This window comes from Nocardiopsis aegyptia (assembly GCF_013410755.1).
GTDB lineage: Bacteria > Actinomycetota > Actinomycetes > Streptosporangiales > Streptosporangiaceae > Nocardiopsis > Nocardiopsis aegyptia.
The window spans coordinates 1,958,260-1,983,888 of the sequence record NZ_JACCFS010000001.1; the positions used below are offsets into that span (position 1 = coordinate 1,958,260).

General features: G+C 67.7%; 22 protein-coding genes and 3 rRNA genes. 4 read left to right on the forward strand and 21 right to left on the reverse strand.

What is annotated here, in order from left to right; genetic code table 11:
- Positions 1–194: 194 nt before the first annotated feature.
- The 10 genes from HNR10_RS08765 to HNR10_RS08810 form a co-directional block, all read right to left on the reverse strand.
- The gene (locus HNR10_RS08765; RefSeq protein ID WP_179822298.1) at positions 195–827 is read right to left on the reverse strand and encodes a class I SAM-dependent methyltransferase; all 633 of its coding nucleotides are present in this window, start codon (positions 825–827) and stop codon (positions 195–197) included.
- 239 nt (positions 828–1,066) lie between these two features.
- A 5S ribosomal RNA gene (gene rrf, locus HNR10_RS08770) occupies positions 1,067–1,182 on the reverse strand.
- Positions 1,183–1,295: 113 nt separating this feature from the next.
- Positions 1,296–4,388, reverse strand: a 23S ribosomal RNA gene (locus tag HNR10_RS08775).
- Positions 4,389–4,750: 362 nt separating this feature from the next.
- Positions 4,751–6,282, reverse strand: a 16S ribosomal RNA gene (locus HNR10_RS08780).
- The 16S, 23S and 5S rRNA genes sit together here, the layout of an rRNA operon.
- Positions 6,283–7,200: 918 nt before the next feature.
- A complete protein-coding gene (rdgB, locus tag HNR10_RS08785; RefSeq protein WP_179822300.1) occupies positions 7,201–7,806 on the reverse strand; it encodes an RdgB/HAM1 family non-canonical purine NTP pyrophosphatase in 606 nt (201 codons plus the stop codon).
- 56 nt (positions 7,807–7,862) lie between these two features.
- Positions 7,863–8,582 (reverse strand): ribonuclease PH, encoded by a 720-nt coding sequence (gene rph / locus HNR10_RS08790; RefSeq protein WP_179822302.1) that lies wholly within the window; start codon positions 8,580–8,582, stop codon positions 7,863–7,865.
- A 152-nt stretch (positions 8,583–8,734) separates the two neighbouring features.
- Positions 8,735–9,487 (reverse strand): MBL fold metallo-hydrolase, encoded by a 753-nt coding sequence (locus HNR10_RS08795; RefSeq protein ID WP_179822303.1) that lies wholly within the window; start codon positions 9,485–9,487, stop codon positions 8,735–8,737.
- Positions 9,488–9,954: 467 nt separating this feature from the next.
- Positions 9,955–10,902, reverse strand: coding sequence for a PLP-dependent cysteine synthase family protein (locus HNR10_RS08800; RefSeq protein ID WP_179822305.1), 948 nt, complete (start codon positions 10,900–10,902; stop codon positions 9,955–9,957).
- Between the two features lie 36 nt (positions 10,903–10,938).
- On the reverse strand, positions 10,939–11,217 hold the full coding sequence (locus HNR10_RS08805; protein ID WP_179822307.1) for a MoaD family protein: 279 nt from the start codon (positions 11,215–11,217) through the stop codon (positions 10,939–10,941).
- A gap of 93 nt (positions 11,218–11,310) precedes the next feature.
- Positions 11,311–11,739 carry a Mov34/MPN/PAD-1 family protein gene (locus HNR10_RS08810; RefSeq protein ID WP_179822309.1) on the reverse strand — a complete coding sequence of 143 codons (429 nt, stop codon included), beginning with the start codon at positions 11,737–11,739 and terminating at the stop codon, positions 11,311–11,313.
- Between the two features lie 148 nt (positions 11,740–11,887).
- Between HNR10_RS08810 and HNR10_RS08815 the strand changes: the two genes are divergently transcribed.
- On the forward strand, positions 11,888–13,189 hold the full coding sequence (locus HNR10_RS08815) for a nicotinate phosphoribosyltransferase (protein WP_179822310.1): 1,302 nt from the start codon (positions 11,888–11,890) through the stop codon (positions 13,187–13,189).
- A gap of 44 nt (positions 13,190–13,233) precedes the next feature.
- Here the strand turns inward: HNR10_RS08815 and HNR10_RS08820 are convergent, their stop codons facing one another.
- Positions 13,234–13,539, reverse strand: coding sequence for a hypothetical protein (locus tag HNR10_RS08820; RefSeq protein ID WP_179822312.1), 306 nt, complete (start codon positions 13,537–13,539; stop codon positions 13,234–13,236).
- 284 nt (positions 13,540–13,823) lie between these two features.
- Between HNR10_RS08820 and HNR10_RS08825 the strand changes: the two genes are divergently transcribed.
- Positions 13,824–14,399, forward strand: coding sequence for an isochorismatase family protein (locus HNR10_RS08825; RefSeq protein WP_281390215.1), 576 nt, complete (start codon positions 13,824–13,826; stop codon positions 14,397–14,399).
- Positions 14,400–14,469: 70 nt separating this feature from the next.
- Here the strand turns inward: HNR10_RS08825 and HNR10_RS08830 are convergent, their stop codons facing one another.
- Positions 14,470–15,477: a tryptophan--tRNA ligase gene (locus HNR10_RS08830; protein WP_179822315.1), complete on the reverse strand. Its 1,008-nt coding sequence runs from the start codon at positions 15,475–15,477 to the stop codon at positions 14,470–14,472.
- A gap of 149 nt (positions 15,478–15,626) precedes the next feature.
- On the opposite strand from HNR10_RS08830, the gene HNR10_RS08835 reads away from it, so the two are divergent.
- Entirely contained in the window at positions 15,627–15,893 is a 267-nt protein-coding gene (locus HNR10_RS08835; protein ID WP_179822317.1) for a hypothetical protein, read from the forward strand.
- Entirely contained in the window at positions 15,890–16,222 is a 333-nt protein-coding gene (locus HNR10_RS08840; RefSeq protein ID WP_179822318.1) for a type II toxin-antitoxin system PemK/MazF family toxin, read from the forward strand. Before HNR10_RS08835 ends, HNR10_RS08840 begins: the two co-directional genes overlap by 4 nt.
- On the opposite strand, the gene HNR10_RS08845 is transcribed toward HNR10_RS08840, so the two are convergent.
- From HNR10_RS08845 to HNR10_RS08885, 9 genes are all read right to left on the reverse strand, one after another.
- On the reverse strand, positions 16,194–17,171 hold the full coding sequence (locus HNR10_RS08845) for a zinc metalloprotease (RefSeq protein ID WP_179829616.1): 978 nt from the start codon (positions 17,169–17,171) through the stop codon (positions 16,194–16,196). The genes HNR10_RS08840 and HNR10_RS08845 overlap by 29 nt on opposite strands.
- Positions 17,172–17,299: 128 nt before the next feature.
- On the reverse strand, positions 17,300–19,021 hold the full coding sequence (locus HNR10_RS08850; protein ID WP_179822320.1) for a DEAD/DEAH box helicase: 1,722 nt from the start codon (positions 19,019–19,021) through the stop codon (positions 17,300–17,302).
- Between the two features lie 306 nt (positions 19,022–19,327).
- Positions 19,328–19,591, reverse strand: a complete 264-nt coding sequence (locus HNR10_RS08855) for a hypothetical protein (protein WP_179822322.1) — start codon at positions 19,589–19,591, stop codon at positions 19,328–19,330.
- A 13-nt stretch (positions 19,592–19,604) separates the two neighbouring features.
- A complete protein-coding gene (locus tag HNR10_RS08860) occupies positions 19,605–20,399 on the reverse strand; it encodes a class E sortase (protein ID WP_179822323.1) in 795 nt (264 codons plus the stop codon).
- Between the two features lie 404 nt (positions 20,400–20,803).
- Positions 20,804–21,046 carry a DUF3039 domain-containing protein gene (locus HNR10_RS08865; protein WP_053618320.1) on the reverse strand — a complete coding sequence of 81 codons (243 nt, stop codon included), beginning with the start codon at positions 21,044–21,046 and terminating at the stop codon, positions 20,804–20,806.
- Between the two features lie 67 nt (positions 21,047–21,113).
- Positions 21,114–21,695 carry a YqgE/AlgH family protein gene (locus HNR10_RS08870; RefSeq protein ID WP_179822326.1) on the reverse strand — a complete coding sequence of 194 codons (582 nt, stop codon included), beginning with the start codon at positions 21,693–21,695 and terminating at the stop codon, positions 21,114–21,116.
- Between the two features lie 97 nt (positions 21,696–21,792).
- The gene (locus tag HNR10_RS08875) at positions 21,793–23,190 is read right to left on the reverse strand and encodes an NAD-dependent malic enzyme (protein WP_179822328.1); all 1,398 of its coding nucleotides are present in this window, start codon (positions 23,188–23,190) and stop codon (positions 21,793–21,795) included.
- A 407-nt stretch (positions 23,191–23,597) separates the two neighbouring features.
- Positions 23,598–24,326 (reverse strand): cytidylate kinase-like family protein, encoded by a 729-nt coding sequence (locus HNR10_RS08880; protein WP_179822329.1) that lies wholly within the window; start codon positions 24,324–24,326, stop codon positions 23,598–23,600.
- Between the two features lie 300 nt (positions 24,327–24,626).
- Positions 24,627–25,592 (reverse strand): tetratricopeptide repeat protein, encoded by a 966-nt coding sequence (locus tag HNR10_RS08885; protein WP_179822331.1) that lies wholly within the window; start codon positions 25,590–25,592, stop codon positions 24,627–24,629.
- Positions 25,593–25,629: the final 37 nt, after the last annotated feature.

A 25,629-nucleotide genomic window follows, 5' to 3' on the forward strand; every position in this document is an offset into this window, starting at 1 on the left:
AACCGCCACAAGGCCGAGTCCATAACCACACAGTCGCTTCTTACCGAAGGCTTACCCTGCGTAAGAGTGTATTGCCCTGGCGCTGGTGTTCGGGGGTTTCCGGGACGACGCGAGTCGCGCGCGGCCACGATCACGCGTGGTGGTGACGGGCACCTCGGAGGTCCCCGTCACCCCCACGTGGTCCGCACTCCGCGTCAGGCGGTCCGCCGCAGGACCCGCATGGACCCCACCGCGCGTACCTCCTCGAACAGTCCCGACTCCAGCGCGCGGCAGTAGATGTTGTACGGCGGCCTGCCGCCGTCCGCGGGGTCGGGGAACACGTCGTGGATGACCAGCGCGCCTCCGGGAGCCACGTGAGGGCTCCAACCCGCGTAGTCGGCCTGCGCGGCCTCCTCGCTGTGCCCGCCGTCGATGAAGAGCATGCCGAGCGGAGTACCCCACACACCAGCGACGTCGGACGAGCGGCCGACCACCGCGATCACCTCGTCGTCCAGGCCCGCCGCGGTGATGGTGCGGCGGAAGTGCGGCAACGTGTCGAACTTCCCCGTCTCCTGGTCGACGAGCGAGGTGTCGTGGTACTCCCAGCCCTCCTGGTGCTCCTCCGACCCCCGGTGGTGGTCAACCGTGAGGACCTTGCCACCGGTCGCACGCGCGGCGGCACCCAGAAAGATGGTGGACTTCCCGCAATACGTCCCGATCTCCACGATCGGCCCCAGATGGGCGTACTCGCACGCGGTCTCGAAGAGCACCGTGCCTTCGTCAGTGGGCATGAAGCCCTTCGCCGCTTCTGCGGCGGCGAGAAGGTTCACCGGAATCGTTGTCGTCATGCCCGAATTCTCCCACCGAACCGAATTCGGTGGTCGCTCACCCCTCCCTCGAACCCTCACGTTGTCCACAGGCCGACCACCGCCCCTGGCGGACCCACCCACACCCACGATCCAATGGAAACCGGGGGGACCCCACCCCCCGCAACACCCCCACACCACCCACCATTCACAAACGCACAAACCCGGGCACAAAAAAAGGGGGAGAAGACCAAAAGGCCCTCTCCCCCTTCAACGAAAAACCGTGGCAGCAACCTACTCTCCCACCCCACCACAGGGCAGTACCATCAGCGCAAGGAGACTTAACGACCGGGTTCGGAATGAGACCGGGTGTGACCCTCCCACCATAACCACCACGGAAACCAACACCCACCACACACCACACTCAACCCACCACAACAGCAGGGAGCACAGTCCACGATAGGAAAACCATGTGAACAGTGAAAAATGCGCGAGCAACCAATTATCTGCAGCGGACAAGCCCTCGGCCTATTAGTACCGGTCAGCTCCACCCCTCACAGGGCTTCCACACCCGGCCTATCAACCCCGTCGTCTACAGGGAGCCTTACCCTCTCAAAGGAGGCAGGAGACCTCATCTCGAAGCAAGCTTCCCGCTTAGATGCTTTCAGCGGTTATCCCTCCCGAACGTAGCAAACCAGCCATGCCCTTGGCAGGACAACTGGCACACCAGAGGTTCGTCCGTCCCGGTCCTCTCGTACTAGGGACAGCCCTTCTCAAGTCTCCAACGCGCACAGCGGATAGGGACCGAACTGTCTCACGACGTTCTAAACCCAGCTCGCGTGCCGCTTTAATGGGCGAACAGCCCAACCCTTGGGACCAACTCCAGCCCCAGGATGCGACGAGCCGACATCGAGGTGCCAAACCATCCCGTCGATATGGACTCTTGGGGAAGATCAGCCTGTTATCCCCGGGGTACCTTTTAGCCGTTGAGCGACACCGCTTCCACACGCCGGTGCCGGATCACTAGTCCCAGCTTTCGCTCCTGCTCGACACGTCCGTCTCACAGTCAAGCTCCCTTGTGCACTTACACTCAACACCTGATTACCAACCAGGCTGAGGGAACCTTTGGGCGCCTCCGTTACTCTTTGGGAGGCAACCGCCCCAGTTAAACTACCCACCAGACACTGTCCCCGAACCGGATCACGGTCCAAAGTTAGATGCCCGAAACAGTCAGAGTGGTATTTCACCAACGCCTCCACCGCCACTAGCGTGACAGTCTCACAGGCTCCCACCTATCCTACACAAACCATCCCAAACACCAATGTCAAGCTATAGTGAAGGTCCCGGGGTCTTTCCGTCCTGCTGCGCGAAACGAGCATCTTTACTCGTAGTGCAATTTCACCGGGCCCATGGTTGAGACAGTGGGGAAGTCGTTACGCCATTCGTGCAGGTCGGAACTTACCCGACAAGGAATTTCGCTACCTTAGGATGGTTATAGTTACCACCGCCGTTTACTGGCGCTTAGATTCCCAGCTTCGCAGGCCGAAACCCACTAACCAGTCCTCTTAACGTTCCAGCACCGGGCAGGCGTCAGTCCGTATACAGCGTCTTACGACTTCGCACGGACCTGTGTTTTTAATAAACAGTCGCTTCCCCCCGCTATCTGCGACCCCACCCAGCTCAAGACGCAAAGGTCCATCACCAGACAGGGCTCCCCTTCTCCCAAAGTTACGGGGACAATTTGCCGAGTTCCTTAACCATGGTTCACCCGAACGCCTCGGTATTCTCTACCTGACCACCTGCGTCGGTTTAGGGTACTGGCCACACACGAACTCGCTAGAGGCTTTTCTCGACAGCATGGGATCACTCACTTCACCAAAAACGGCTCGGCATCACGTCTCAACCACATGGTGTGCGGATTTGCCAACACACCGGCCTACACGCTTACCCCCGGACAACCACCGCCGGGTAGAGCTACCCTCCTGCGTCACCCCATCACTTACCTACTACAACATCGGTTCCCAGACCAGCTCAGAGGCCGTCCCCGAAGGGACCACCAAGAGCCGGCGTGGTTAGCATCCGTCGCCTCGATACTGGACGCTCGTGCACGGGTACGGGAATATCAACCCGTTATCCATCGACTACGCCTGTCGGCCTCGCCTTAGGTCCAGACTCACCCTGGGCGGATTAACCTGCCCCAGGAACCCTTAGTCAATCGGCGGCAACGTTTCTCACGTTGCTTTCGCTACTCATGCCTGCATTCTCACTCGCACACCCTCCACCACACGATCACTCGGCAGCTTCCCCGGATGCACGACGCTCCCCTACCAACCCAGAAACAAGTCCTGGGCTTCACAGCTTCGGCGGTGTACTTAAGCCCCGCTACATTATCGGCGCAGAACCACTTGACCAGTGAGCTATTACGCACTCTTTAAAGGATGGCTGCTTCTAAGCCAACCTCCTGGTTGTCTCAGCAACTCCACAACCTTTCCCACTTAGCACACGCTTAGGGGCCTTAGCTGATGATCTGGGCTGTTTCCCTCTCGACTACGAAGCTTATCCCCCGCAGTCTCACTGCCACGCTTCACTTAACCGGCATTCGGAGTTTGTCTGACGTCAGTAACCTTGTCGGGCCCATCAGCCAAACAGTAGCTCTACCTCCAGCAAGAAACACGTGACGCTGCACCTAAATGCATTTCGGGGAGAACCAGCTATCACGGAGTTTGATTGGCCTTTCACCCCTACCCACACCTCATCCCCCAGGTTTTCAACCCTGGTGGGTTCGGGCCTCCACGAGGTCTTACCCCCGCTTCACCCTGGACATGGGTAGATCACTCCGCTTCGGGTCCACAGCATGCGACTCAATCGCCCTATTCAGACTCGGTTTCCCTACGGCTACCCCACACGGGTTAACCTCGCCACACACCATGACTCGCAGGCTCATTCTTCAAAAGGCACGCCATCACCAAAGACAAGCTTCAGCTCTGACGGCTTGACAGCACACGGTTTCAGGTACTATTTCACGACCCCTCACCGGGGCACTTTTCACCTTTCCCTCACGGTACTAGTGCACTATCGGTCATCAGGACGTATTTTGGCTTAGCAGGTGGTCCTGCCAGATTCACACGGAATTTCACGGGCTCCGCGCTACTCGGGAACACACCAACACCTAGCCGGCAACTTCGTCTACGGGACTCTCACCCACTACGGTTCCGCTTCCCAACGGATTCAACTATCACCAGCATCAGCGCTCCGGGCCGACAGACCCGAACAGATGCGCCCCACAACCCCGCACACGCAACGACTGCCGTCTATCACACGCATACGGTTTAGCCTCTTCCCCGTTCGCTCACCACTACTAGGGGAATCACTGTTGTTTACTCTTCCTACGGGTACTGAGATGTTTCACTTCCCCGCGTCACCACCAACCACCCTATACATTCAGGTGGCGGCAACCCGACACAACTCGGGCTAGGTTTCCCCATTCGGACACCCACGGATCAAAGCTCGGTTGACAGCTCCCCGTGGCCTATCGCGGCCTCCCACGTCCTTCATCGGCGCCTGATGCCAAGGCATCCACCGTGTGCCACTATCACTTGGCCACTACAGATAATAAGATGCTCGCGCACACTATTCACAAATCAAAACACCAACCGCACACCCCGACACCACTCACACCAGAAGCAGAAGACCACAAGGGCCCCACCCAAGTTCTGAGAGTTCTCAGAGGCGGTCCGCGGGAAACAACACCGGCCACCAACCCCCTGCAAGAGAGAGCCAGCAGCCAGAGGTTGCTTCCTCAGACACCCAACAGCGCGCCCCCCAACGCTTCTAGTCGTTGGAGGTGAAGTTCGATCTTCTGAAAGCCACTCCCGATCACCAACACCCTCAAGGGGCATCAGGCCGGGTCCACTTTCGAGTCCGACCAACCATAGGAAAGAGTTGGTCTTGTAAAGACTCCTTAGAAAGGAGGTGATCCAGCCGCACCTTCCGGTACGGCTACCTTGTTACGACTTCGTCCCAATCGCCAGCCCCACCTTCACTCATTCCCTCCCCGAAGGGTTAGGCCACAAGTTTCGGGTGTTGCCGACTTTCATGACGTGACGGGCGGTGTGTACAAGGCCCGGGAACGTATTCACCGCGGCGTTGCTGATCCGCGATTACTAGCGACTCCACCTTCATGGGGTCGAGTTGCAGACCCCAATCCGAACTGAGACCGGCTTTTAGGGATTCGCTCCACCTTACGGTATCGCACGCCCATTGTACCGGCCATTGTAGCATGTTTGCAGCCCAAGACATAAGGGGCATGATGACTTGACGTCGTCCCCACCTTCCTCCGAGTTGACCCCGGCAGTCTCCCATGAGTCCCCACCACTACGTGCTGGCAACATGGAATAAGGGTTGCGCTCGTTGCGGGACTTAACCCAACATCTCACGACACGAGCTGACGACAGCCATGCACCACCTGTCACCCACCAACTAAATGACCCCACATCTCTGCAGGTCCACGGGTGATGTCAAACCTTGGTAAGGTTCTTCGCGTTGCGTCGAATTAAGCAACATGCTCCGCCGCTTGTGCGGGCCCCCGTCAATTCCTTTGAGTTTTAGCCTTGCGGCCGTACTCCCCAGGCGGGGCGCTTAATGCGTTAGCTACGGCGCGGAAACCGTGGAAAGTCCCCACACCTAGCGCCCAACGTTTACGGCATGGACTACCAGGGTATCTAATCCTGTTCGCTCCCCATGCTTTCGCTCCTCAGCGTCAGGTAAGGCCCAGAGACCCGCCTTCGCCACCGGTGTTCCTCCTGATATCTGCGCATTTCACCGCTACACCAGGAATTCCAGTCTCCCCTACCTACCTCTAGCATGCCCGTATCCACTGCAGAACCGGAGTTAAGCCCCGGTCTTTCACAGCAGACGCGACACGCCGCCTACGAGCTCTTTACGCCCAATAATTCCGGACAACGCTCGGACCCTACGTATTACCGCGGCTGCTGGCACGTAGTTAGCCGGTCCTTATTCCCCACCTACCGTCAACCCCCAGAGAACTGGGAGCCTGCGTTGGTGGTAAAAGAGGTTTACAACCCGAAGGCCGTCATCCCCCACGCGGCGTCGCTGCGTCAGGCTTTCGCCCATTGCGCAATATTCCCCACTGCTGCCTCCCGCAGGAGTCTGGGCCGTGTCTCAGTCCCAGTGTGGCCGGTCGCCCTCTCAGGCCGGCTACCCGTAATCGCCTTGGTAGGCCTTTACCCCACCAACTAGCTGATAGGCCGCGAGCCCATCCCCGACCGAAAAACTTTCCACCCGCCACCATGAGGTGACAGGTCGTATCCGGTATTAGACGGCGTTTCCACCGCTTATCCCGGAGTCAGGGGCAGGTTGCTCACGTGTTACTCACCCGTTCGCCGCTCGTGTACCCCGAAGGGCCTTACCGCTCGACTTGCATGTGTTAAGCACGCCGCCAGCGTTCGTCCTGAGCCAGGATCAAACTCTCCATAAAGGTCATACAACCCTAACCCGGCCACCCTAGGGGGCCTGGGCGGGTAAACCTAGAAGTAATCCTGACCGACCATCTTCCGATGGCCAATCAAAGGAACCCTTCACACCGAAGTGTGACGGGGCCAAAACAAACATGGCTTAAAGAAAATCAAACACGCGCTGTTGAGTTCTCAAGAAACAACCGCTCATCCCGTACAAGCTGCGAACCCTTTTCGGTTCGTTCGCTCTTCCGTGGAAGGCTGGTCTGCGTTTCCACCGCGTGAGCGGCTTCTTCGCTGTGTTGTGTCTTTACTTTATCAGGTGTTCCGTGCCCCGCCAAATCGGCGGTTTCGGAGCAATTGATCGGGGTAAAGCCCGTTCCGCTTCTCCGACCTGGCGAATTCGCCCGGCGCTCGAAGCAACTCCCCGGAGCCTACCCGACCCGAATCAGTGCTCGGAACGGTAAGGCCGGAAAGTGGAGATGATGTCGCTTGTTACCGAAGAGGTCCGGTCCGGTGCTGAGCTCGACCTTGAGGGTCTCTCGCCGTCCCGTTGCGACTCGGTGAAGTCTAGACAAGAGACCCGGCGGCGTCAAATCCGTCCGTACGGCGGGGAGACCCCGTCGCGGGGACGTTCCGCGTTGGCAGTCCTGTGAGGGACAGGTCCGCGGAGTGACGCCTCCGGGCTACTCGATCCCCTGCCGGGGACCGGGTGTCTAGTGTCTAGCGAGATGTGCTTGTCAGACATGGGTGGTCCTCCCCCACGCCTCCGGAGCTCAAACACACCCGGCAGGATTCTTTTCCACCGAGGTCACCGCGTCCGGCCGGGCGCCACCCGCACCCCGGTGACCGACATCCGCCCCCTGGACACGGACTCCCGGGACCCCGTGTCCGCACGGGTCCCGGGAGCACCTGGTGTCACGTCGTGGCGGCTCCGCCGGTCAGATCATCTCCGCGAGGTCGCCGGCGAGTTTGCGGAAGGCGATGCCACGGTGGCTGATCGCGTTCTTCTCCTCCGGGGGCAGCTCCGCGGTGGTCCTGCTCTCCCCCTCGGGCACGAATACGGGGTCGTAGCCGAACCCGTTCTCGCCCCGCCGCTCGGTGATGACCCGTCCGCGGAGGACGCCCTCGGCGACCACCTCGGTCCCGTCCGGCATCACGAGGACCGCGGCGCACACGAACTGCGCGCCCCGGCGCTCGGCCGGGGTGTCGGCCAGCTGGTCCAGGACCAGGTCGAGGTTGGCGCGGTCCTGGTCCTGCCCGCCGGACCGCCCCGCCCAGCGCGCGGACAGGACGCCGGGCATCCCCCGGAGTTCGTCCACGCTCAGACCGGAGTCGTCGGCCACGGCCGGCAGGTTCGTGTGGGCGGCGATCGCCCGGGCCTTGAGCAGCGCGTTGCCGATGAACGTCGGCTCGGTCTCCGGCACGTCCGGCGCGTCCGGGAAGGCGTCGAGCCCGAGCACCTCGGCGGTCACACCCGCCTCCGCGAGGATGGCCCGCATCTCCGGAACCTTCTTGGCGTTGCGGGTCGCCAGGACGATCTTCACCGTTCCCCCTTCACGCGGAACAACGCCGATCCTGGGGCCGACGCTGTTCGTCGCGGTCACTCCGACAGTGCCTTCTTCTGGATGGCGGTCAGTTCCTCGCAGCCGCCGGCCGCCAGGTCGAGGAGCTGGTTGAGCAGCTCACGGTCGAACGGCTCGCCCTCGGCCGTGCCCTGTACCTCGACGAACCGGCCGTCGCCGGTCAGCACCACGTTCATGTCGGTCTGGGCGACCGAGTCCTCCAGGTAGTTGAGGTCCAGTCGCGGCTGGCCCTGGACCACGCCGACGCTGACCGCCGCCAGTGATCCGGTGAGCGGGTTGTTCTTGAGCTTGCGGCGCTTGCGCAGCCACTTCATCGCGTCCGCCATCGCGACGTAGGCACCGGTGATGGCGGCGGTCCGGGTGCCGCCGTCGGCCTGGAGCACGTCGCAGTCCAGGGTGATGGTGTGCTCGCCCATCGCCTTGAAGTCGACGACCGCGCGCAGGGAGCGGCCGATGAGGCGGGAGATCTCGTGGGTGCGGCCGCCGATCTTGCCGCGCACCGACTCCCGGGCGCCGCGTGTGTCGGTGGCGCGGGGGAGCATCGCGTACTCGGCGGTGACCCACCCCTCGCCGGTGCCCCGCCGCCAGCGGGGCACACCGTCCTCGACGGTGGCGGCGCACAGCACGCGGGTGTCTCCGAACTCGATGAGCACGGAGCCTTCCGCCTGGCGGAGCCAGTTGCGGGTGATGGTCACAGGGCGGAGTTGGGTCGGAACACGTCCGTCAGGTCGGGCCATGTCATCGAGCGTATATCCGTGGGCGGCCACCCGGTGCGGGCGCGGGGAAGTCGGTGCGGGCGCGATCCGGCCTCGCGGGCCGCGACCGCACCCACCGACGTCCGCATCGCCCGATCGGTCCCGGTCGGTCCGTGTTCCGCCGGGCGGTCGGGTCAGGCTCCGACGGGGTGCACCTGCCCGCTGCGGGCCAGGTCGATGGGGCCGCCGTACGTGGAGCGCGCCTCGGTGAGCGTGACCTCGTCGTCGTTCCACGGCACCAGGTGGGTGAGCAGCAGCTTGCGGGCGCGGGCGCGGCGCGCGTGGTCACCCGCCTCGCTTCCGGTCAGGTGCATGTCCTTGGGGTGCTCCACGTGGTCGTGGAAGGCGGCCTCGCACAGGAACAGGTCGGTGTCGGTGGCCAGGTCGACCAGCGAGTCGCAGGCCCCGGTGTCCCCGGAGTAGGTCAGGCTCGACCCCTCGTGCTCCAGGCGGATGCCGAAGGCGTCCACCGGGTGGTTGACGGTGTCGACCCGCGCGGAGAAGGGGCCCAGGTCGAAGGTGCCCGGGGTGAGTTCGTGAAAGTCGAAGACCTCGGTCATGCCGGGGTCCGGGTCGAGCCCGTAGGCCTCGGCCACCCGCTGTGCGACGCCCTTGGGGCCGTACACGGGGATGCGCGGTTTGGGTCCGCCCGGCGGGAACATCCGGGCCACCCAGTACGAGCACAGGTCGAAGCAGTGGTCGGCGTGCAGGTGGCTCAGGTAGACGGCGTCGACCGAGTAGATGTCGACGTGTCGCTGCAGTGTGCCGAGGGATCCGTTGCCCATGTCGAGCAGGAGCCGGAACCCTCCGGCCTCTACCAGATAGCAGGAGGCCGGGCTGTCCGGCCCCGGGAAGCTCCCGGAGGACCCGATAATCGTGAGTCGCACGTCGTCGTCGCCTTCTCGATGGGCCGCGCGGCGTCCGTGGCACTCGTCGTCGGACGTGTCCGGGGAGTGCGGATGGCGGCTGGTTCTGCGGATGTCCCGTTGTTACGGGTGTACCCCAATGACCGGCCGGGTGGTACAAAATGTGGCCCGCATCTCAGGCGACGAGGATCACGTGTGAAATTTTCACACACATTGACCATGTGTGTCCGGTTCGTTGGGCGCACGTTTCGGGTGGGGTCCCTCCCTGTGTTCGGACTGTCCGACCCCGGTGCACCCACGTTACGTCCGTCCCCTTGGGCTCTCGCGTCACACCTGGCCCAGGACGATCCGACCCCGCACGAGCCGCCCGCCCGCCTCCTGCGTCCCCCTGACCCCACCGCGTACAGGAGGCCGGCACCCCGCGGGGTGCCGGCCTCCTGGCGGTCGACCGGAACGGTGGCGCCCGGACCGGCCGCCGCTCTCGCGTGTCAGGCCCAGAGCTGTCCGTCGAGGCGTTCCTCCGCCTCTTCGAGGGTGCCCTCGTAGGCGCCGGTGGACAGGTACTTCCACCCGGCGTCGGCGATGATGAACGCGATGTCGGCGCGCTCACCCGCGCGTTCGGCCTTGCGGGCCACGCCCAGGGCGGCGTGCAGCGCGCCGCCGGTGGACACGCCGGCGAAGATGCCCTCCTGGTCCAGGAGTTCCCGGGTCCGCTTGAGGGCGGCGTCGGAGGGCACGGAGAAGCGCGTGGTCAGGATCGACTCGTCGTAGAGCTCCGGGACGAAGCCCTCGTCCAGGTTGCGCAGACCGTAGACCAGTTCCCCGTAGCGGGGTTCGGCGGCCACGACCTGCACGTCCGGCTTGTGCTCGCGCAGGTACCGGCCGACACCCATGAGGGTGCCGGTGGTCCCCAGCCCGGCGACGAAGTGCGTCATCTCCGGGAGGTCGGCGAGCAGTTCGGGGCCGGTGGTCTCGTAGTGGGCGCGGGCGTTGGCCGGGTTGCCGTACTGGTAGAGCATCACCCAGTCGGGGTTCTCCCGGGCCATCTCCTTGGCGACGCGGACGGCCTCGTTGGACCCGCCCGCGGCGTCGGAGAAGTGGACCTGCGCACCCCACATCGCCAGGAGCTGCTTGCGCTCCGCCGAGGTGTTCTCCGGCATCACACAGACCATCCGGTAACCGCGCAGCTTGGCCACCATGGCCAGGGAGATGCCGGTGTTGCCCGACGTCGGCTCCAGGATCGTGCAGCCCGGGGAGAGCAGTCCGTCCTTCTCGGCCTGCTCGATCATGTAGAACGCGGCGCGGTCCTTGATCGAGCCGGTGGGGTTGCGGTCCTCCAGCTTCGCCCAGACCCGCACGTCCGGCGAGGGGGAGAGCCGCGGCAGCCCGACGAGGGGCGTGCCGCCGAGGGAGTCCAGCAGGGAGTCGTAGCGCATGCTAGTCCTAGGTCCGTGGATGCTGCCCGTCGGGAGCTATCGGCTTCCGCCGGCCACGGCCGGCAGGACGGTGACGTTGTCGCCGTCGTTGAGCTTGGCTTCCAGACCACCGACGAAGCGGACGTCCTCGTCGTTGAGGTAGACGTTGATGAAGCGGCGCAGCTTGCCGTCGTCCACGACGCGCTCGCCGAGGCCCGGGTACTTGCTGTCCAGGTCGCGGAACAGCTCGCCGAGCGTGTCGCCCGCGCCCTCGACGACCTTGGCGTCGCCGGTCAGGTTGCGCAGGATGGTGGGGATGCGGACCTCGATGGCCATGAAGGTGTCTCCAGAGTTCGTTGTCGTGCGTACAGTCCCAACAGGGGGTGCGCCGGGCCCATTCCGAACCGGCGGTTCCTGGGGGCGCGGAGGCTACTGCTCGGGGTCGCCCGCGGACCCGGTGATCTCCACCGGCTCCTCGGTGACCTCGCCGTCGATGATCCGGTAGGAGCGGAACTCGACCGTGTCGGGCTCGCGGGTGGACACGAGGACGTAGTGGGCCTGGGGCCACTGGGCGTAGGTGATGTCGGTGCGCGAGGGGTAGGCCTCGGTCATGGTGTGGGAGTGGTAGATCACCACGAAGTCCTCGTCGCGGTCCCACAGCTGGTCGTAGACCTGCTTGTACTCGGTGGAGTCGAACTCGTAGAACGTGGGCGAGCGCGCCGCGTTCATCATCTCGACGAACCGCTCGGGTCGGTCGGAGCCCTCCGGTCCGGCCACGATCCCGCACGCCTCGTCCGGGTGGTCGCGGCGGGCGTGGGCGACGATCTTGTCGTAGATCGAGCGATCAATGCTGAGCATGCCCCCAGCGTACCCAAGAGAGGATCCCTACCAACCAAATGGGTATTGTTGGCTCCCTCCCACTTCACGGGGGTCGGAGGCGCGGGTCCGCCGCGGCGTGGTGTTCGCCACGCCCGTGCCCGGGCGGCACCGCACTAGGCTCGTCGGCATGAGCGAGGACAGCAGCAGCGCGCTGCTCACCGACCACTACGAACTCACCATGCTCCAGGGCGCCCTGCACAGCGGCGCCGCGGGCCGCAGGTCCGTCTTCGAGATGTTCGCCCGGCGGCTCCCGGAGGGGCGCCGGTACGGCGTCGTGGCCGGGACCGGGCGGTTCCTGGACCTGCTGGAGCGCTTCCGGTTCGGTACCGCCGAACTGGACTTCCTCTCCGACCACGGGGTCGTGGACGAGACGACGCTGGAGTGGCTGTCACAGTACCGGTTCGGCGGGAACGTGTGGGGCTACGGCGAGGGCGAGACCTACTTCCCGGGCTCGCCGATCCTGGTGGTGGAGGGGTCCTTCGCCGAGGCCGTGCTCCTGGAGACCCTCGCGCTGTCGGTGTACAACCACGACAGCGCGATCGCCTCGGCGGCCTCGCGCATGGTGGTGGCCGCCGGCGACCGGCCGCTCATCGAGATGGGATCACGCCGCACGCACGAGGAGTCGGCCGTGGCGTCCGCGCGGGCCGCCTACATCGCCGGGTTCTCGACCTCCTCCAACCTGGAGGCCGGGCGCACCTACGGCGTGCCCACGGGCGGTACGGCCGCGCACTCCTTCACCCTGCTGCACGACAGCGAACGGCACGCCTTCCGCACGCAGGTGGAGTCCATGGGCGCGGGCACGACGCTGCTGGTCGACACCTTCGACGTCGAACGCGCCGTGCGCACGGCCGTGGAGACGGCCGGGCCGGACCTGGGCGCGATCCGGCTCGACTCGGGCGACCTGGCCGCGACCGCCGGGCGGGTCCGCAAGGAGCTGGACGACCTGGGCGCGGTGAACACCCGGATCCTGGTGACCGGCGACCTGGACGAGCACTCGGTGCAGGCGCTGGCCGTGGCGCCGGTGAACGGCTACGGCGTGGGGACCTCGCTGGTGACCGGTTCGGGGGCGCCGACGGTCTCCCTGGTGTACAAGCTGGTCGCGCGCGCCCGGTCCCTGGATCCGCAGGCGGTGCTGGAGCCAGTGGCCAAGCGGTCGGTCGGCAAGCCCAGCCGGGGCGGCCGCAAGTGGGGCGCGCGCCGGCTCGACGACAAGGGCACGGCCGTGTCCGAGGAGGTCTTTCCCCACCTGCCGCCGCAGGAGACGGGTCTGCGCCCGATGCTGCGGCGCCTGGTCGCCGACGGGGAGGTCGTGGGCCGGGAGACCACGGCGGCCGCCCGGGAGCGGCACCGGGCGGCCCTGGCGGAGCTGCCGGAGGAGGCGCTGCGGATGTCGCGCGGCGACGCCGCCCTGCCGACCGTCTTCCGGTGAGGCCGGAACGCCGCCAGAGCGGGGCACGACGGTGGGGCGACGCGTCAGGGGCGGCACGGACCTCGCCCTCCGGGGCCGGGGACCACGTACCATCCCGACCCGAAGCGCACGCACATCCGGTCTCGCACGCCCATGGCGGTGCCCGCCGCCATGGCGGCGGCGGTGCGTACGGCGCTCTCCTCGATGTCGGCCAGGCTGAGCCGGGCCCGCACGATGTCCACCGCCCAGCCGTCCACGCCCGCTCCCAGTTCCCGCGCCAGCTCGACGCCAGCTCTGGCTCCGGTGATCGCGGCCGCGACGAACTCGGCGTCGTACCGGGGCTGGATGGACCCCCGGTCCGCGGCAGGCACACTCCAGGAGATCACAGGAGGACCGGCCAGTACGATCGCTCGCAGCTCGACCCGCGCGTGGCCGAAGTACCCTGACCCGTTCCGCTGCCGTCGTAGTGTGTACTCCCCGCCGCGGGGTGGTGTCGGCATCGCGGTTCGCCTCCCTCCACAGGCCGGACGTCGTCGTGCACGCCGATGGCGGACGCTGCACCCCGGTGTGTCCGGGCCCCCTCATCATCACATCGAACGACAGCCGTGTTCGCCGCGGGCAGCGGGCAGACTGGACAGTGAAGGGAAGTGATGCGCTGATGCGAGCACTCATCGTGGTGGACGTACAGAACGACTTCTGTGAGGGCGGGAGCCTGGCCGTGGCCGGCGGCGCCGCCACCGCCGCCGCCGTGACCGACCACGCGCGGGACAACGCCCAGGACTACGGGGTCGTGGTGGCCACCCGCGACCACCACATCGACCCGGGGCCGCACTTCTCCACCGAGCCGGACTACGTCAGGAGCTGGCCCGTGCACTGCCAGGCGGGGACCGTGGGCGCGGAGTTCCATCCGGGCTTCGACGCCTCGCTCGCCGACGCGGTGTTCAGCAAGGGGCAGTACTCGGACGGCTACAGCGGATTCGAGGGCACCGCCGACGACGGCACGGCCCTCGCGGACTGGCTCCGCGAGCGCGACGTGGACGAGGTGGACGTGGTGGGCATCGCCACCGACCACTGCGTGCGCGCCACGGCGCTGGACGCCGCCGCGGAGGGCTTCCGCACGCGGGTGCTGCTGGGGCTGACCGCCGGGGTGGGCGCCGGCACCGTGGAGTCGGCGCTGGAACAGCTCCGGGGCGCCGGTGTGGAGCTGAGGGGCGAACCGGTGGTCGCCTGACGGGCGTGAGGGCCCCGGCCCCGGCTCGGGCGCGCGGGCACACGGCCCGCGCGCCCGAGCGCGGTGTGCCTCAGCCGACGCCGATGGCCGCGCGCACGCGGTCGATGACCTCGCGCGCGCGCTCACGGGCGCGCGCCGAACCGGCCTCCAGGATCTCGTCGATCCGCGCGGGTTCGGCCATCAGCTCCTCGTAGCGGGCGCGCTTGGGCGCGAGCTCGGCGTTGACGGCCTCGAAGAGCTCGTTCTTGAGGTCGCCCCAGCCCATACCGCCGGCCTCCAGGCGCTTGCGCACGTCCGCGACCCTGTCCTCGTCGGCGAAGTGGGCGAGGAGCTGGAAGGGCACCGAGGTGTCGGGGTCCTTGGGGTCCTCGACCGGCGTGGAGTCGGTGGGGATGCGGCGGATGGCCTTCTTGAGCTTGTTCTCCGGCAGGAACAGCGGGATGTGGTTGTCGTAGGACTTGCTCATCTTGCGGCCGTCCACACCCGGCAGGATGCTGGCGTCGCTGTCGTCGATGACGCCCTTGGGCAGCGGGAAGCTGTAGGCGCTACCGAAACGGTGGTTGAAGTACCCGGCGATGTCGGCGGTGTACTCGATGTGCTGGGACTGGTCGCGGCCGACCGGGACGCGGGTGGCCTCCATGATGAGGATGTCGGCGGCCATGAGGATGGGGTAGTTGTACAGCCCCATGTTGATCCCCGCGTCGAGGTCGGTGATCCCGGCCTCGTTGTTGCGGTCGCGGGCGGCCTTGTAGGCGTGCGCCCGGTTCATGAGGCCCTTGGGGGTCAGGGCGCTCAGGATGGTGGTGAGCTCGAAGGTCTCCGGGACGCTGGACTGCCGGTAGATGACGGTCTGCTCCGGGTCGAGCCCGCACGCGAGCCAGGTGGCAGCGCCTGACCGGATGCTGTGGCGGAGCTCGTCGGCGTCCTTGATGGTGTTGAGCGCGTGGTAGTCCGCGATGAAGTAGTACGTGTCGTACTCGCGCGCGGCCGCCAGGGCGGGCTTGATCGCGCCGATGTAGTTGCCCAGGTGGAAGTCACCGGTGGGCTTGATCCCGGTCAGGTAGATGTTCGCTGCCATGCCTCTACCCTAGCGGCGCTCCGGCCCCTGTCCGTGTGCGCGGCCGGGGAGCGCCCGGCCGGTCCGCAGGACGGGCCGGCCGAGGGGCCATCGAGGGCGTGCATGCTCACGTTCTGGCTTCGACTCCCACTCTCAGACATACTCAGGGTATGAGTTCTACGGATACCACTATCAAGGTCCCCAGGAGACTGCGCGACCGGATCAGCGAACGCGCCAAGCGCGAACACGTGACCCTCGCGGTCGCGATCGAGCATGCCTTGGACGAGGCCGAGGAGTTGGAGTTCTGGGGTGACGTACGCCGCCATCACTCCACGCTGACCGATGAGGACCGCCAGGAGTATGTGCCAGGCCATGCCCTCAGGGACAACCTGGACGACGCCGGGGACGATGCGCTGAGCGACGAGGAGGCCTGGTGAGGCGCGGCGAGATCTACATGGCGGACCTGGGCGATCCGATCGGCCACGAGCAGGCGCTCCGAAGGCCCGTTCTCCTCGTCAACGCACAGCCGTGGCTGGAGTCCACCCCCCCTGTGCTGATGGCCCTCCCTCTGACCCGCACCCACCGGCCCGGTCCCGCCCACGTCGAGATCGAACCCGGTTCCTCGGGTCTGAAGGAGACCAGTTACGCCAAGTGCGAGGACCTGCGGACGATCTCCCCCCTGAGGTTGGAGCGCCGGTTCGGTCGCGCCGAGGACACCGTCATGTTCCGGGTCGACGTCATTCTGCGGCGGCTCCTGTCATTGTGAGCGCGCGCGGGTCGCCGCCGCGGAACGCCGCCCAGTGCTGGGCCATCCGCTCCGCCTGGCCCGACGTGAAGGTCGTCATGCAGGCGTCGTCGCTGTAGTTCATGAAGTTGTCGACGGGGTCGCGGCCCCTCCGGGTCCGGCAGGTGTCGCGCCCCTCCGGGCAGCCGGTGGCCGCCTCCCGCTCGTAGGGGGTGTCGTCGACGTAGTCGCCCGGGGTGGTGCAGCCGTTCTGGAAGGTGTGGAACAGGCCCAGCCAGTGGCCGACCTCGTGGGTGGCCGTGTGGCCCAGGTCGAACCGCTCGCGTCCGCCGCCCGGCAGGGTGTCGTGGGCGACCACGACCCCGTCCTGTTCCGGGTCGGCCGCGTAGTCCTGCGGGAAGCTGGAGAAGCCGAGGAGTCCCGGGCCGAGGTCGGCGGTGTAGAGGTTCAGCGTCTCGGGTCCGCCCTGGTGCAGGTGCGAGCGGATGGTGGTCCTGTGGTCGTTGAATCGGTGGAACCAGGTGTCGTCGGCGGTGCGGGTGATCTCGCTGAGCGTGAAGCGGAAGCCGGTGTCCGTGGTCTGGGGGCCGGTGGCGAAGCGGCCGCCGTAGGCGGTGTTGAGGGTCTCGATCTGGTCGCGCACGCGCTCGTCGGAGACCCGGCCCTCGCCGTCCTCGGCCTGGATCACGTGCACCACCACGGGGACCTCCCTCGGCGGGGCGATGTCCTGTGAGCGCAGGGGTTCGAGTGCCTTGCGCAGCTTCTCCTCGTAGGCCGCCGCCTGGTCGGGGGTCAGCTCCCCTCCCTCGGGGACGAGCCCCGGCAGCCCCGGATCGCTCAGGCGGGCCTCCATGCCCGGCGGGCACGGCTCACCCGCGTCCTGCCGTGCGGAGGCCGCGGGCCCCGCCGCCGTCGGAGCGGTGTTCGGCAGGCCGCTCGCCACGAGTCCCGTCAGCGCGGCACCGCACATCACGAGTCCGGACCAGAGCGCGGTGTTCGCGCGAAGACGTCGTCCCATCATCTGACGGACAGTAACGACATGGTGACGGATATCCGACCGTCCTGGCGCGAGCTTGCGAATTATTTGCCCGAATCACGCTATTTGCGACCGACCGCCCAGGTGCGGAGCTTCGCGATGCGCTCGCGGATCTGCGGCGGGGACGCCTGGGCCACGGGCGGTCCCCCGCACGCGCGGCGCAGTTCGTTGTGGATGACCCCGTGCGGCTTTCCGGTGCGGTGGTGCCAGGCGCCGACGAGTCCGCTCAGCTCCCGGCGCAGCTCGGCGACGACCTCGTGCGTGGGCCCCTCGTCCTGCTCCGGCTCGCCCTTGGCCTTGACCTTGCGCTGGTTGGCCTGGATGTCTGCTTTGCGCTTGCGCAGCAGCTGGGAGACCTGCTGGGGGTCGAGCAGCCCCGGCAGACCGAGGAAGTCCTCCTCCTCGGAGGAGCCCGGCGACCCGCCGTACTCCAGGCCGTCGTAGAGCGCCCGGTCGAACTCCGCCGCCGACTCCATCGTCTCGAACGGCAGCTCCTCCCCCGCGTCGGGGGTGTCGCGCTTCTTGTTGGCCTCCTTGAGGAGGTCCTCCTCCGGGTACTCGTCGTCGGTCGGAGTGCGGTCCAGGACGTGGTCGCGCTCGCGCTCCATCTCGCCCGCGTACTCCAGCAGCGTGGGCACCGACGGCAGGAACACCGACGCGACCTCGCCGCGCTGGCGCACCCGCACGAAGCGGCCGATGGCCTGGGCGAAGAACAGGGCGGTGCTGGTGGAGGTGGCGTACACGCCCACCATGAGCCGGGGCACGTCCACGCCCTCCGACACCATGCGCACCGCCACCATCCAGCGGTCGTCGCTCGCCGCGAAACGGCTGATCTTCTTGGAGGCGGTGGGGTCGTCGGAGAGCACCACCGTCGCGCCCTTGCCGGTGATCTGCCGCAGGATGCGCGAGTAGGCGCGGGCGTTCTCGTGGTCGCTGGCGATGACCAGGCCGCCCGCGTCCGGGTGGGTCTTGCGGACCTCGGTCAGCCGCCGGTCGGCGGCCTGCAGGACCTTCTTGATCCAGTCGCCCTTGGGGTCCAGCGCCGCGCGCCAGGCCTGGGACAGGGCGTCCTGGGTCAACGGCTCGCCCAGGCGGGCGGCGAGCTCGTCGCCGGCCCGCGTGCGCCAGCGCATCTCGCCGGAGTAGGCCATGAAGATGACCGGGCGCACCACCCCGTCCTCCAGGGCGGGGGCGTACCCGTAGCTGTAGTCCCACGAGCAGCGGCGCACCCCGGCGCTGTCCTGGACGTAGTCCACGAACGGGATGGGGTTGATGTCGGACCGGAAGGGCGTACCGGTCAACGACAGGCGCCGCGCGGCGGGATCGAAGGCCTCGCGGACCGCGTCGCCCCAGGAGAGCGCGTCGCCGGCGTGGTGCACCTCGTCGAAGATGACCAGCGTCCTGCGCGCCTCGGTGCGGTTGCGGTGCAGCATCGGGTGCGCGGCGACCTGCGCGTAGGTGACGGCGACGCCGATGTACTGGCGGCCGAGCGCGCCCTGGCCGTTCTTGAAGTCCGGGTCGATGGCGATGCCGAACCGTGCGGCGGCCTCGGCCCACTGCTTCTTGAGGTGCTCGGTGGGGCAGACGATGGTGATCGCGCGGACCCGGTGCTGCTGGAGGAGCTCACTGGCGAGGGTGAGGGCGAAGGTGGTCTTGCCCGCACCGGGCGTGGCCACCGCCAGGAAGTCCCGCGGGTCCCTGCGGAAGTACTCCTCGAACGCCTCCCGCTGCCAGGCCCGGAGCCCGCGCAGGCGGTCCTCCATCGTGGTCTGCGTTACCGTCATGCGTCCCGTCCCCCGTTACTCACCTGCTAGGGCGTGTGCCGTGGATGCCGCCCGTCGCGAGCGGCGTCCCGGTGCGGCTCTCGCGAGGCCGAAGAAGGAGTCGTCCTGGTTTGGCCGTCGACTGCTGAGAACGCGGCGAGAGTCGTGCTGGGGCGTCGCGCAGCAGGGTGAGTATCCGCGGCACACGCCCTTGAGGGTAGCGGGAGGAACCGACCGATCAGAGTGACCCCGGGGTGGTGCCGAGCACACCCCGGGGCCTCCTCCGCGCACGGCACGGCGGTTCCGCCCCGCTCGTGGTCCCCGTTCTCAGCCCTGGCCGTCGGCCGTGTCGTCGACGGGCTCCTCCTCGGGCGGGGCCTCCCCGTCGGCGGGTTCCTCCACCGGCGCGCCCCCCTCGGCCGGGGCGGGACCGCCGCCCTGCACCGCGCCGTCGTTGAAGGGCATGTGGGGGGAGAGCGCCGGGAAGGCGAACATCCACAGCAGTGTGGCGGCGCCCACCAGCAGGCCCAGCGCCAGGATGAGCTTGGACACCCACGGGCCGGGCAGGATACGCCAGATCAGACCGTACATTCGCGTTCCTTCCCTACTCTTGGCCGGCGTCGGGGGCCATGTGCGCGATGGAGTCGGGCATCCCCTCGGACTTGGGCGTGGTCTCGGTCAGTTCGGCCCACACGATGAGCCGGTGGGTGTTGTTCAGCTTCGGCGCGCACGTGGTGAGGGTGAGCAGGGACCGCTCCGGCTCCTCGTCGGTGGCCTCGTCGAAGGGGTCGGGGTCGACCACCCACACGTCGTCGGGCAGCACGGTCTCCTCGCGGAACACCTCGTAGGTGTAGAAGTTCTCCGCGTCCTCCAGCACCATGACGTCGCCCGACTCCAGCTGGTCCAGGTCCCAGAAGAGCCCGGGGGTGCGGTGCGCGGCCACCCCGTAGTTGCCCGGCTGCCCGGGTTCGCTGTCGAACCAGGTGTAGTGGCCGGGGCTGAACTGGATGTCCTCCTGGGTGGTGCCGTTGACCACGACCCAGTCGAGGTCGAGGCCGGGCACGTACAGCCGGCTGTCGGCGCTGCCCGGCAGCGGGGCCGAGTCCGGTCCGGCCTCCTCGACGGCCGCCCAGCTCTCCTCCAGCCCGTCGGCCAGGTCCTGCTGCTCCTTGTCCGTCTCCCACTGGGAGCCGTACACCTCGTAGGCGGCGTAGAAGAGCATGAGGAGTCCCGCGGTCAGCAGGAGCTCACCGATGGTCCTGACGATCCCCCGTACGACGTCGCCGGGGGTCGCGCGCGCTCTGCGCTGACGGGGGCGGCGCCGCCGTCCGCCCTGGCTCCGTCCCCGTCCACGGGGCCGGTCCTCGTCCAGCGGCTGCCGATCAGTTGCGGACACCAATACGACCTACTCCTGTCGACCTAGCATGCTCACAGCGGTTACCGGAGGGGCACGATCAGCGGGACCCCGGTGGGGGACGGGGGCGACCTCGACATCGTGCCGGTACACGGTGCTGAGCGGCGACGCGGTGAACACGTCGGAGGGCGCGCCTCACGCGGCCACCCGTCCCTGGGACAGTATCGCCACACGAGGGGCGTAGGCAGCCGCAAGCCCCAAATCATGCAGGACCACGATAACCGCCCCACCGCCGTCCGCGCGTGGACGCGCGCGGCGAGGACCGGTTCCCGGTGGCCTCCGCACCGCTCCGGCGACGCCACGGCGTGCGGAGGAGCCGGCCCCGGACATGGTGAAGGGCCTTGGCGCGCATGGTCCACCAAGGCCCTTCACCCGTCCCGGGACGGGCGCTACTTCATCATGTCCTCGTAGGCCTGCTTGCACTCGGGGCACACGGGGAACTTCTTCGGGTCGCGGTTGGGCACCCACACCTTGCCGCACAGGGCGATCACCGGGTCGCCGGTCACGGCGCTCTCGGTGATCTTGTCCTTCTGCACGTAGTGGGCGAACCGCTCGCGGTCCCCGTCACCGTGCGAGATCTCCGGTTTGGTCTCACTGTCCGGCAGAACCTTGTTCACGACATCCATCGCCATCGTGACTCACACCTTTCCACGTCTGTGTTCCACGGTATCGGGGAATCAGTTCTACTCCGACGAGCGCTCAGTTCAGGGTGGGATCGTCCGGGTAGGTCGACAGCAGCGCGAGATCCCCGCCCTGGCGGCGCAGCACCCGCGACCACAGGCGGTCCGGCTCGGTCGTGAACACGTCCTGTGCCAGCGCCGGCAGCACGTACCAGGCACCCTCGTCGATCTCGCCGGACAGCTGCCCGGCGCTCCAGCCCGCGTAGCCCGCGAACACCCGGAACGCCCCGAGGGCGCCGCCCATCTCCAGCGCCGGTCCGTCGAGGTCGACCATACCGACCCGGCCCAGTCCGGCGTCCGGTTCCAGCCCCTCCAGCGGCGCCCAACCCTGCGGAGCGGTGTCGGGTTCGGCGATGCCCAGAGCCAGTCCGGAACCGGATCCGACGGGTCCCCCGGAGAACATCACCGCGGGTTCGCTGGCGTAGGGCCCCCAGTCGGCGACGACCTCGTTGACGGGCATACCCAGTGGCCGGTTCAGGATCACCCCGAGGGCGCCGTCGTCGGTGTCGTCCACGACGAACACCACCGACCGACGGAAGGAGTCCTCTTGGAGGATGGGGGCGGCCACCAGGAGCCGCCCCGTGAGTGTTGGCTGGTCCATGCCACACCTTTACCCCCGGCGCCGCGCCGCAGCCCTCCCGCGGGGCACCTGGCCGGGCCGGCTCCGCGCCGCCCCGAGCCCCGGTGCCCCGGACGCGCTAGCCGAGCGAGTCGCGCGAGGCGACCTCGCGCACCGCCGTGGCCACGTGATGGGACAGGTCGGAGTGGAAGACGCTCGGGATGATGTAGTTCGGTCCCAACTCGTCCTCGGTCACCACGTCGGCGAGGGCCTCGGCGGCGGCGACCATCATGTCCGAGGTGACATTGTGGCTCTGGGCGTCCAACAGGCCGCGGAAGAAGCCGGGGAAGACCAGGACGTTGTTGATCTGGTTCGGGTAGTCGCTGCGGCCGGTGGCGACCACGGAGGCGTGCAGGTGCGCGACCTCGGGGTCGACCTCGGGGTCGGGGTTGGCCAGCGCGAAGATGATCGAGTCCTCGTTCATCTCGGCGATGTCGTCGCCGCCGAGCACGTTGGGCGCGGAGACGCCGATGAACACGTCGGCCCCGGCGACCGAGCCCCTCAGGTCACCGCTGTAACCGGTGGGGTTGGTGTGCTCGGCGATCCAGCGCAGGTTGGAGTCGAGGTCGTCGCGGCCCTGGTGCACGGCTCCGTGCACGTCGCTGACGATGATGTCGCGGGCGCCGGCGTGCATGAGCAGCTTGAGGATGGCGGTGCCGGCGGCGCCGGCGCCGGACATGGCGATGCGGACCTCGCCGAGCTTCTTGCCGACCACGCGCAGGGCGTTGCGCAGGGCGGCGAGCACGACGATCGCGGTGCCGTGCTGGTCGTCGTGGAAGACCGGGATGTCGAGCAGTTCGCGCAGGCGGGCCTCGACCTCGAAGCAGCGGGGCGCGGAGATGTCCTCCAGGTTGATGCCGCCGAATCCGGGGGCGAGCACCTGGACGGTCCGGACGATCTCGTCGACGTCCTGCGTGTCCAGGGCGATGGGCCAGGCGTCGATGTCGGCGAAGCGCTTGAACAGGGCGGCCTTGCCCTCCATGACGGGCATGGCGGCCTCGGGGCCGATGTTGCCCAGGCCGAGCACGGCGGAGCCGTCGGTGACCACGGCGACGCTGTTGCGTTTGATGGTCAGGCGGCGGGCGTCGTCCTTGTTCGCGGCGATGGCCTGCGAGACGCGCGCCACGCCGGGGGTGTAGGCCATGGACAGCTCGTCGCGGTTGCGCAGCGGCACCTTGGACTTCATCTCGATCTTGCCGCCGAGGTGCATCAGGAAGGTGCGGTCGCTGACCTTGTGGACGACGACGCCGTCGACCGCGCCGAGGGCGTCGACGATGGCCTGCGCGTGCTCGGTGTCGCGGGCCGCGCACGTGACGTCGATGCGGATGCGCTCGTGTCCGGCGGCCGCGACGTCCAGCGCGGTGATCATGCCGCCCACCTGCTCGACCGCGTTGGTGAGGCTGCCGACAGCGCTGCCTCCGGCGTCCAGTTCGAGACGGACGGTGATGGAGTACGAAACGCTGGGAAGGGTGGCCACGTAATGCTCCTTGGTCTTACTCGGGGTGGTGCCTGCGCGGGCACGCCGACTACCCTTCCCGCGTGCGCTGTGACGCCGGGGAACACTTCCACCCGGCCCGGAGCGCGCTCGCGCTCTCCTGGCGGCCTGCCCGCAGCGGCGGCTTCGGCGGGCGGCGCTGGGCGACGCCCGCGTCGGCGCGAGCTCGGGGGTGGAACGTCCTGCGGACCCGGGACGAACGGTGGCGGCGCACCGTCACCGACGTTCGGGCCTCAAGATGGAGGGCTGGTCTGGACCCGTAATCGGGTCGCCTCACCCTACCTGAGTCAAGGCCTCATCGTCAGTACAAGGTGACAATTACCGCCTTAGTAAAAAATCGCATAAATTACGGCGCAGTGCGGGTGTCCGGACGGTCACCGGGAGGTGCCTCAGGACTCCGGCCCCTCGCTCGCCCTGTCCTGTGCCGCCCGCACGATGACGTCCACACACGCCTGGGGCGTCAGCGCGGTCCCGTCGAGCACGAGGTGGTAGTGCCCCGGCGAGGCGGGATCGGTCCGGTAGAAGCGGCGCACGTAGGCGTGGCGGGCGCGGTCGTTGTCCTCCAGGGTACGGAGGGTGGGTTCGCCCTCACCCCAGCCCTGGCCGCCGACCTCCTCGCGGTCACCGGAGGCCCACAGGCGCCGCGCCCTGCGCAGCCGCGCGTGGCGGTCCCCGTCGATCCGCACGTGCAGGGCGGTGGGGTGCTCGGCGAGCACGATCGCGCCGGCCCGGCCCAGGACGACGCCGCCCCGGCGCGCGAACTCGCCGATGACCTCTTCGGTCCGCTCCACGAACTCGTGGTCGTAGAGGAGGCGGCCGTCCTCGTTGGTGGTGCCGATGAAGGCGGTGTCGACGCTGCCGAGCGTCACGGTGGGCAGGCGGGCGGCGCTGGAGAGCAGGCGCTCGATGCCGCCGGGGGCGCGGTCGTCGCGCTGGAGCACCTCGTCCAGTGAGCAGCCGATGCGGCCGGCGACGGCGCTGGGGATCGCGCGGTTGAGGAAGGGCACGCGCAGACGCGCGGCGACGGCGGGCCCGATCACGCTGCCGCCGGCGCCGAAGGTCGCCGAGATCGTGACGACGGGCGCGTCCGCGCCTTCGGGAAGGGCGTCGTTGGCCATGGGGCACCTGCCGTGTCACCGCGCGGGTCGAGGTGGACTCGCTGTTGACCGACTTCTACCCTGCCCTGACCGGATCTCACGCCTGCCCGCGCCGGCGAAAGAACCGGACGATTTGCTGTTTTGTCCTATGAGGGGATGAAAACGGAGAAAATCGAGACCGAACGTCCGCGAAGAATCTGTGCGGCGCGCGGCCGGGTACGCCCGTCGGGCGCACCGGACCGGCGCCCGTGTGCGCGCCCGTGCCGGCACCGGGGGCGACCCCGGTACCGACACGGGTCCGCGCTCGCGCGCGGGGGTGGATCAGAACAGCGCCGAGGTCAGCTTGCGGCGCGCCGCCCCGACCCGGGGGTCGCCCGGGGGCAGCAGCTCGAAGAGCCCGAGCAGGTGGGTGCGCACCTGGTCGCGGTCGTCGTCGCTGGTCCGCCTGACCGTGTCGACGAGCCGGTCGAAGGCGTCCTCGAACTTGCCGCCGTACATGTCGATGTCGGCGACCCGGCACTGGGCGGCGACATCGTCGGGGCGTTCGGCCGCGGCCTGGCGCGAGCTCTCCGGGTCCACGTCCTGAAGCCGGCCGATGAGGCGCACCTGGGCGAGCTTCATCTTGGACTCGGTGTCGCCGGAGTCGGCCTTGACCGCGTTCTCGTACACGGTCGCGGCCGCCTCGAAGTCACCGCGTTCCAGGGCCTCCTGGGCCTCGGCGTCCACCGGGCGGACCGAGGGGTCACCGGGTTGGGCGCCCTGGTCACCCTGCTGCTCCGGCTGGGCGCCCGGGTCGCCCTCGACCGTGCCGGGGTGGCCGGGGGGCAGCATGCCCTGCTCGGCCAGGGCCCCGAAGACCTGCCCCAGCCAGTCGCGCAGCTGGTCCTCGGTGGCGGGTCCGGCCGGGCCGGGCATGATCTGGCCCTGGACGGCGACGATGATCATCGGTGTGGAGGGCACACGCAGGGCCTGCATGAGCTGGGGGCTGGCCTCGCTGTCGAGCTTGGCCAGGAACCAGTTGCCGCCCGAGCGCACGGAGATGTTGTCCAGCGCGCTCTCGACCTGCTGGGACTGCTCGGACCAGCCCGCCAGGACGGCCAGCACGACCGGAACGGACATGGACCGTTCCAGCACCTCGGCCTGGAAGTTGGACTCGTCGACGTTGACGGCGTAGGGATTGGTTCGACCCGCCGACTCCGCCGCGCGCTGTTTGGCCTCGCGTTCCATGGCCGCCTTGCGCGCGCCGAGGTCAACGGCACTGTTCGGTGAAAAGTCCGAAGGCTGCATGGTTCCATCCTGCCGCATCCGCGGCGGGCCGGGTGAC

What these genes read in the sequence shown, in the direction of transcription:
- HNR10_RS08765 (WP_179822298.1), bottom strand. Translation starts at nt 827, where the DNA reads ATGACGACAACGATTCCGGTGAACCTTCTCGCCGCCGCAGAAGCGGCG.
- rph (WP_179822302.1), bottom strand. Translation starts at nt 8,582, where the DNA reads ATGGCCCGACCTGACGGACGTGTTCCGACCCAACTCCGCCCTGTGACC.
- HNR10_RS08800 (WP_179822305.1), bottom strand. Translation starts at nt 10,902, where the DNA reads ATGCGCTACGACTCCCTGCTGGACTCCCTCGGCGGCACGCCCCTCGTC.
- HNR10_RS08805 (WP_179822307.1), bottom strand. Translation starts at nt 11,217, where the DNA reads ATGGCCATCGAGGTCCGCATCCCCACCATCCTGCGCAACCTGACCGGC.
- HNR10_RS08810 (WP_179822309.1), bottom strand. Translation starts at nt 11,739, where the DNA reads ATGCTCAGCATTGATCGCTCGATCTACGACAAGATCGTCGCCCACGCC.
- HNR10_RS08815 (WP_179822310.1), top strand. Translation starts at nt 11,888, where the DNA reads ATGAGCGAGGACAGCAGCAGCGCGCTGCTCACCGACCACTACGAACTC.
- HNR10_RS08830 (WP_179822315.1), bottom strand. Translation starts at nt 15,477, where the DNA reads ATGGCAGCGAACATCTACCTGACCGGGATCAAGCCCACCGGTGACTTC.
- HNR10_RS08835 (WP_179822317.1), top strand. Translation starts at nt 15,627, where the DNA reads ATGAGTTCTACGGATACCACTATCAAGGTCCCCAGGAGACTGCGCGAC.
- HNR10_RS08845 (WP_179829616.1), bottom strand. Translation starts at nt 17,171, where the DNA reads ATGTGCGGTGCCGCGCTGACGGGACTCGTGGCGAGCGGCCTGCCGAAC.
- HNR10_RS08850 (WP_179822320.1), bottom strand. Translation starts at nt 19,021, where the DNA reads ATGACGGTAACGCAGACCACGATGGAGGACCGCCTGCGCGGGCTCCGG.
- HNR10_RS08855 (WP_179822322.1), bottom strand. Translation starts at nt 19,591, where the DNA reads ATGTACGGTCTGATCTGGCGTATCCTGCCCGGCCCGTGGGTGTCCAAG.
- HNR10_RS08865 (WP_053618320.1), bottom strand. Translation starts at nt 21,046, where the DNA reads ATGGCGATGGATGTCGTGAACAAGGTTCTGCCGGACAGTGAGACCAAA.
- HNR10_RS08870 (WP_179822326.1), bottom strand. Translation starts at nt 21,695, where the DNA reads ATGGACCAGCCAACACTCACGGGGCGGCTCCTGGTGGCCGCCCCCATC.
- HNR10_RS08880 (WP_179822329.1), bottom strand. Translation starts at nt 24,326, where the DNA reads ATGGCCAACGACGCCCTTCCCGAAGGCGCGGACGCGCCCGTCGTCACG.
- HNR10_RS08885 (WP_179822331.1), bottom strand. Translation starts at nt 25,592, where the DNA reads ATGCAGCCTTCGGACTTTTCACCGAACAGTGCCGTTGACCTCGGCGCG.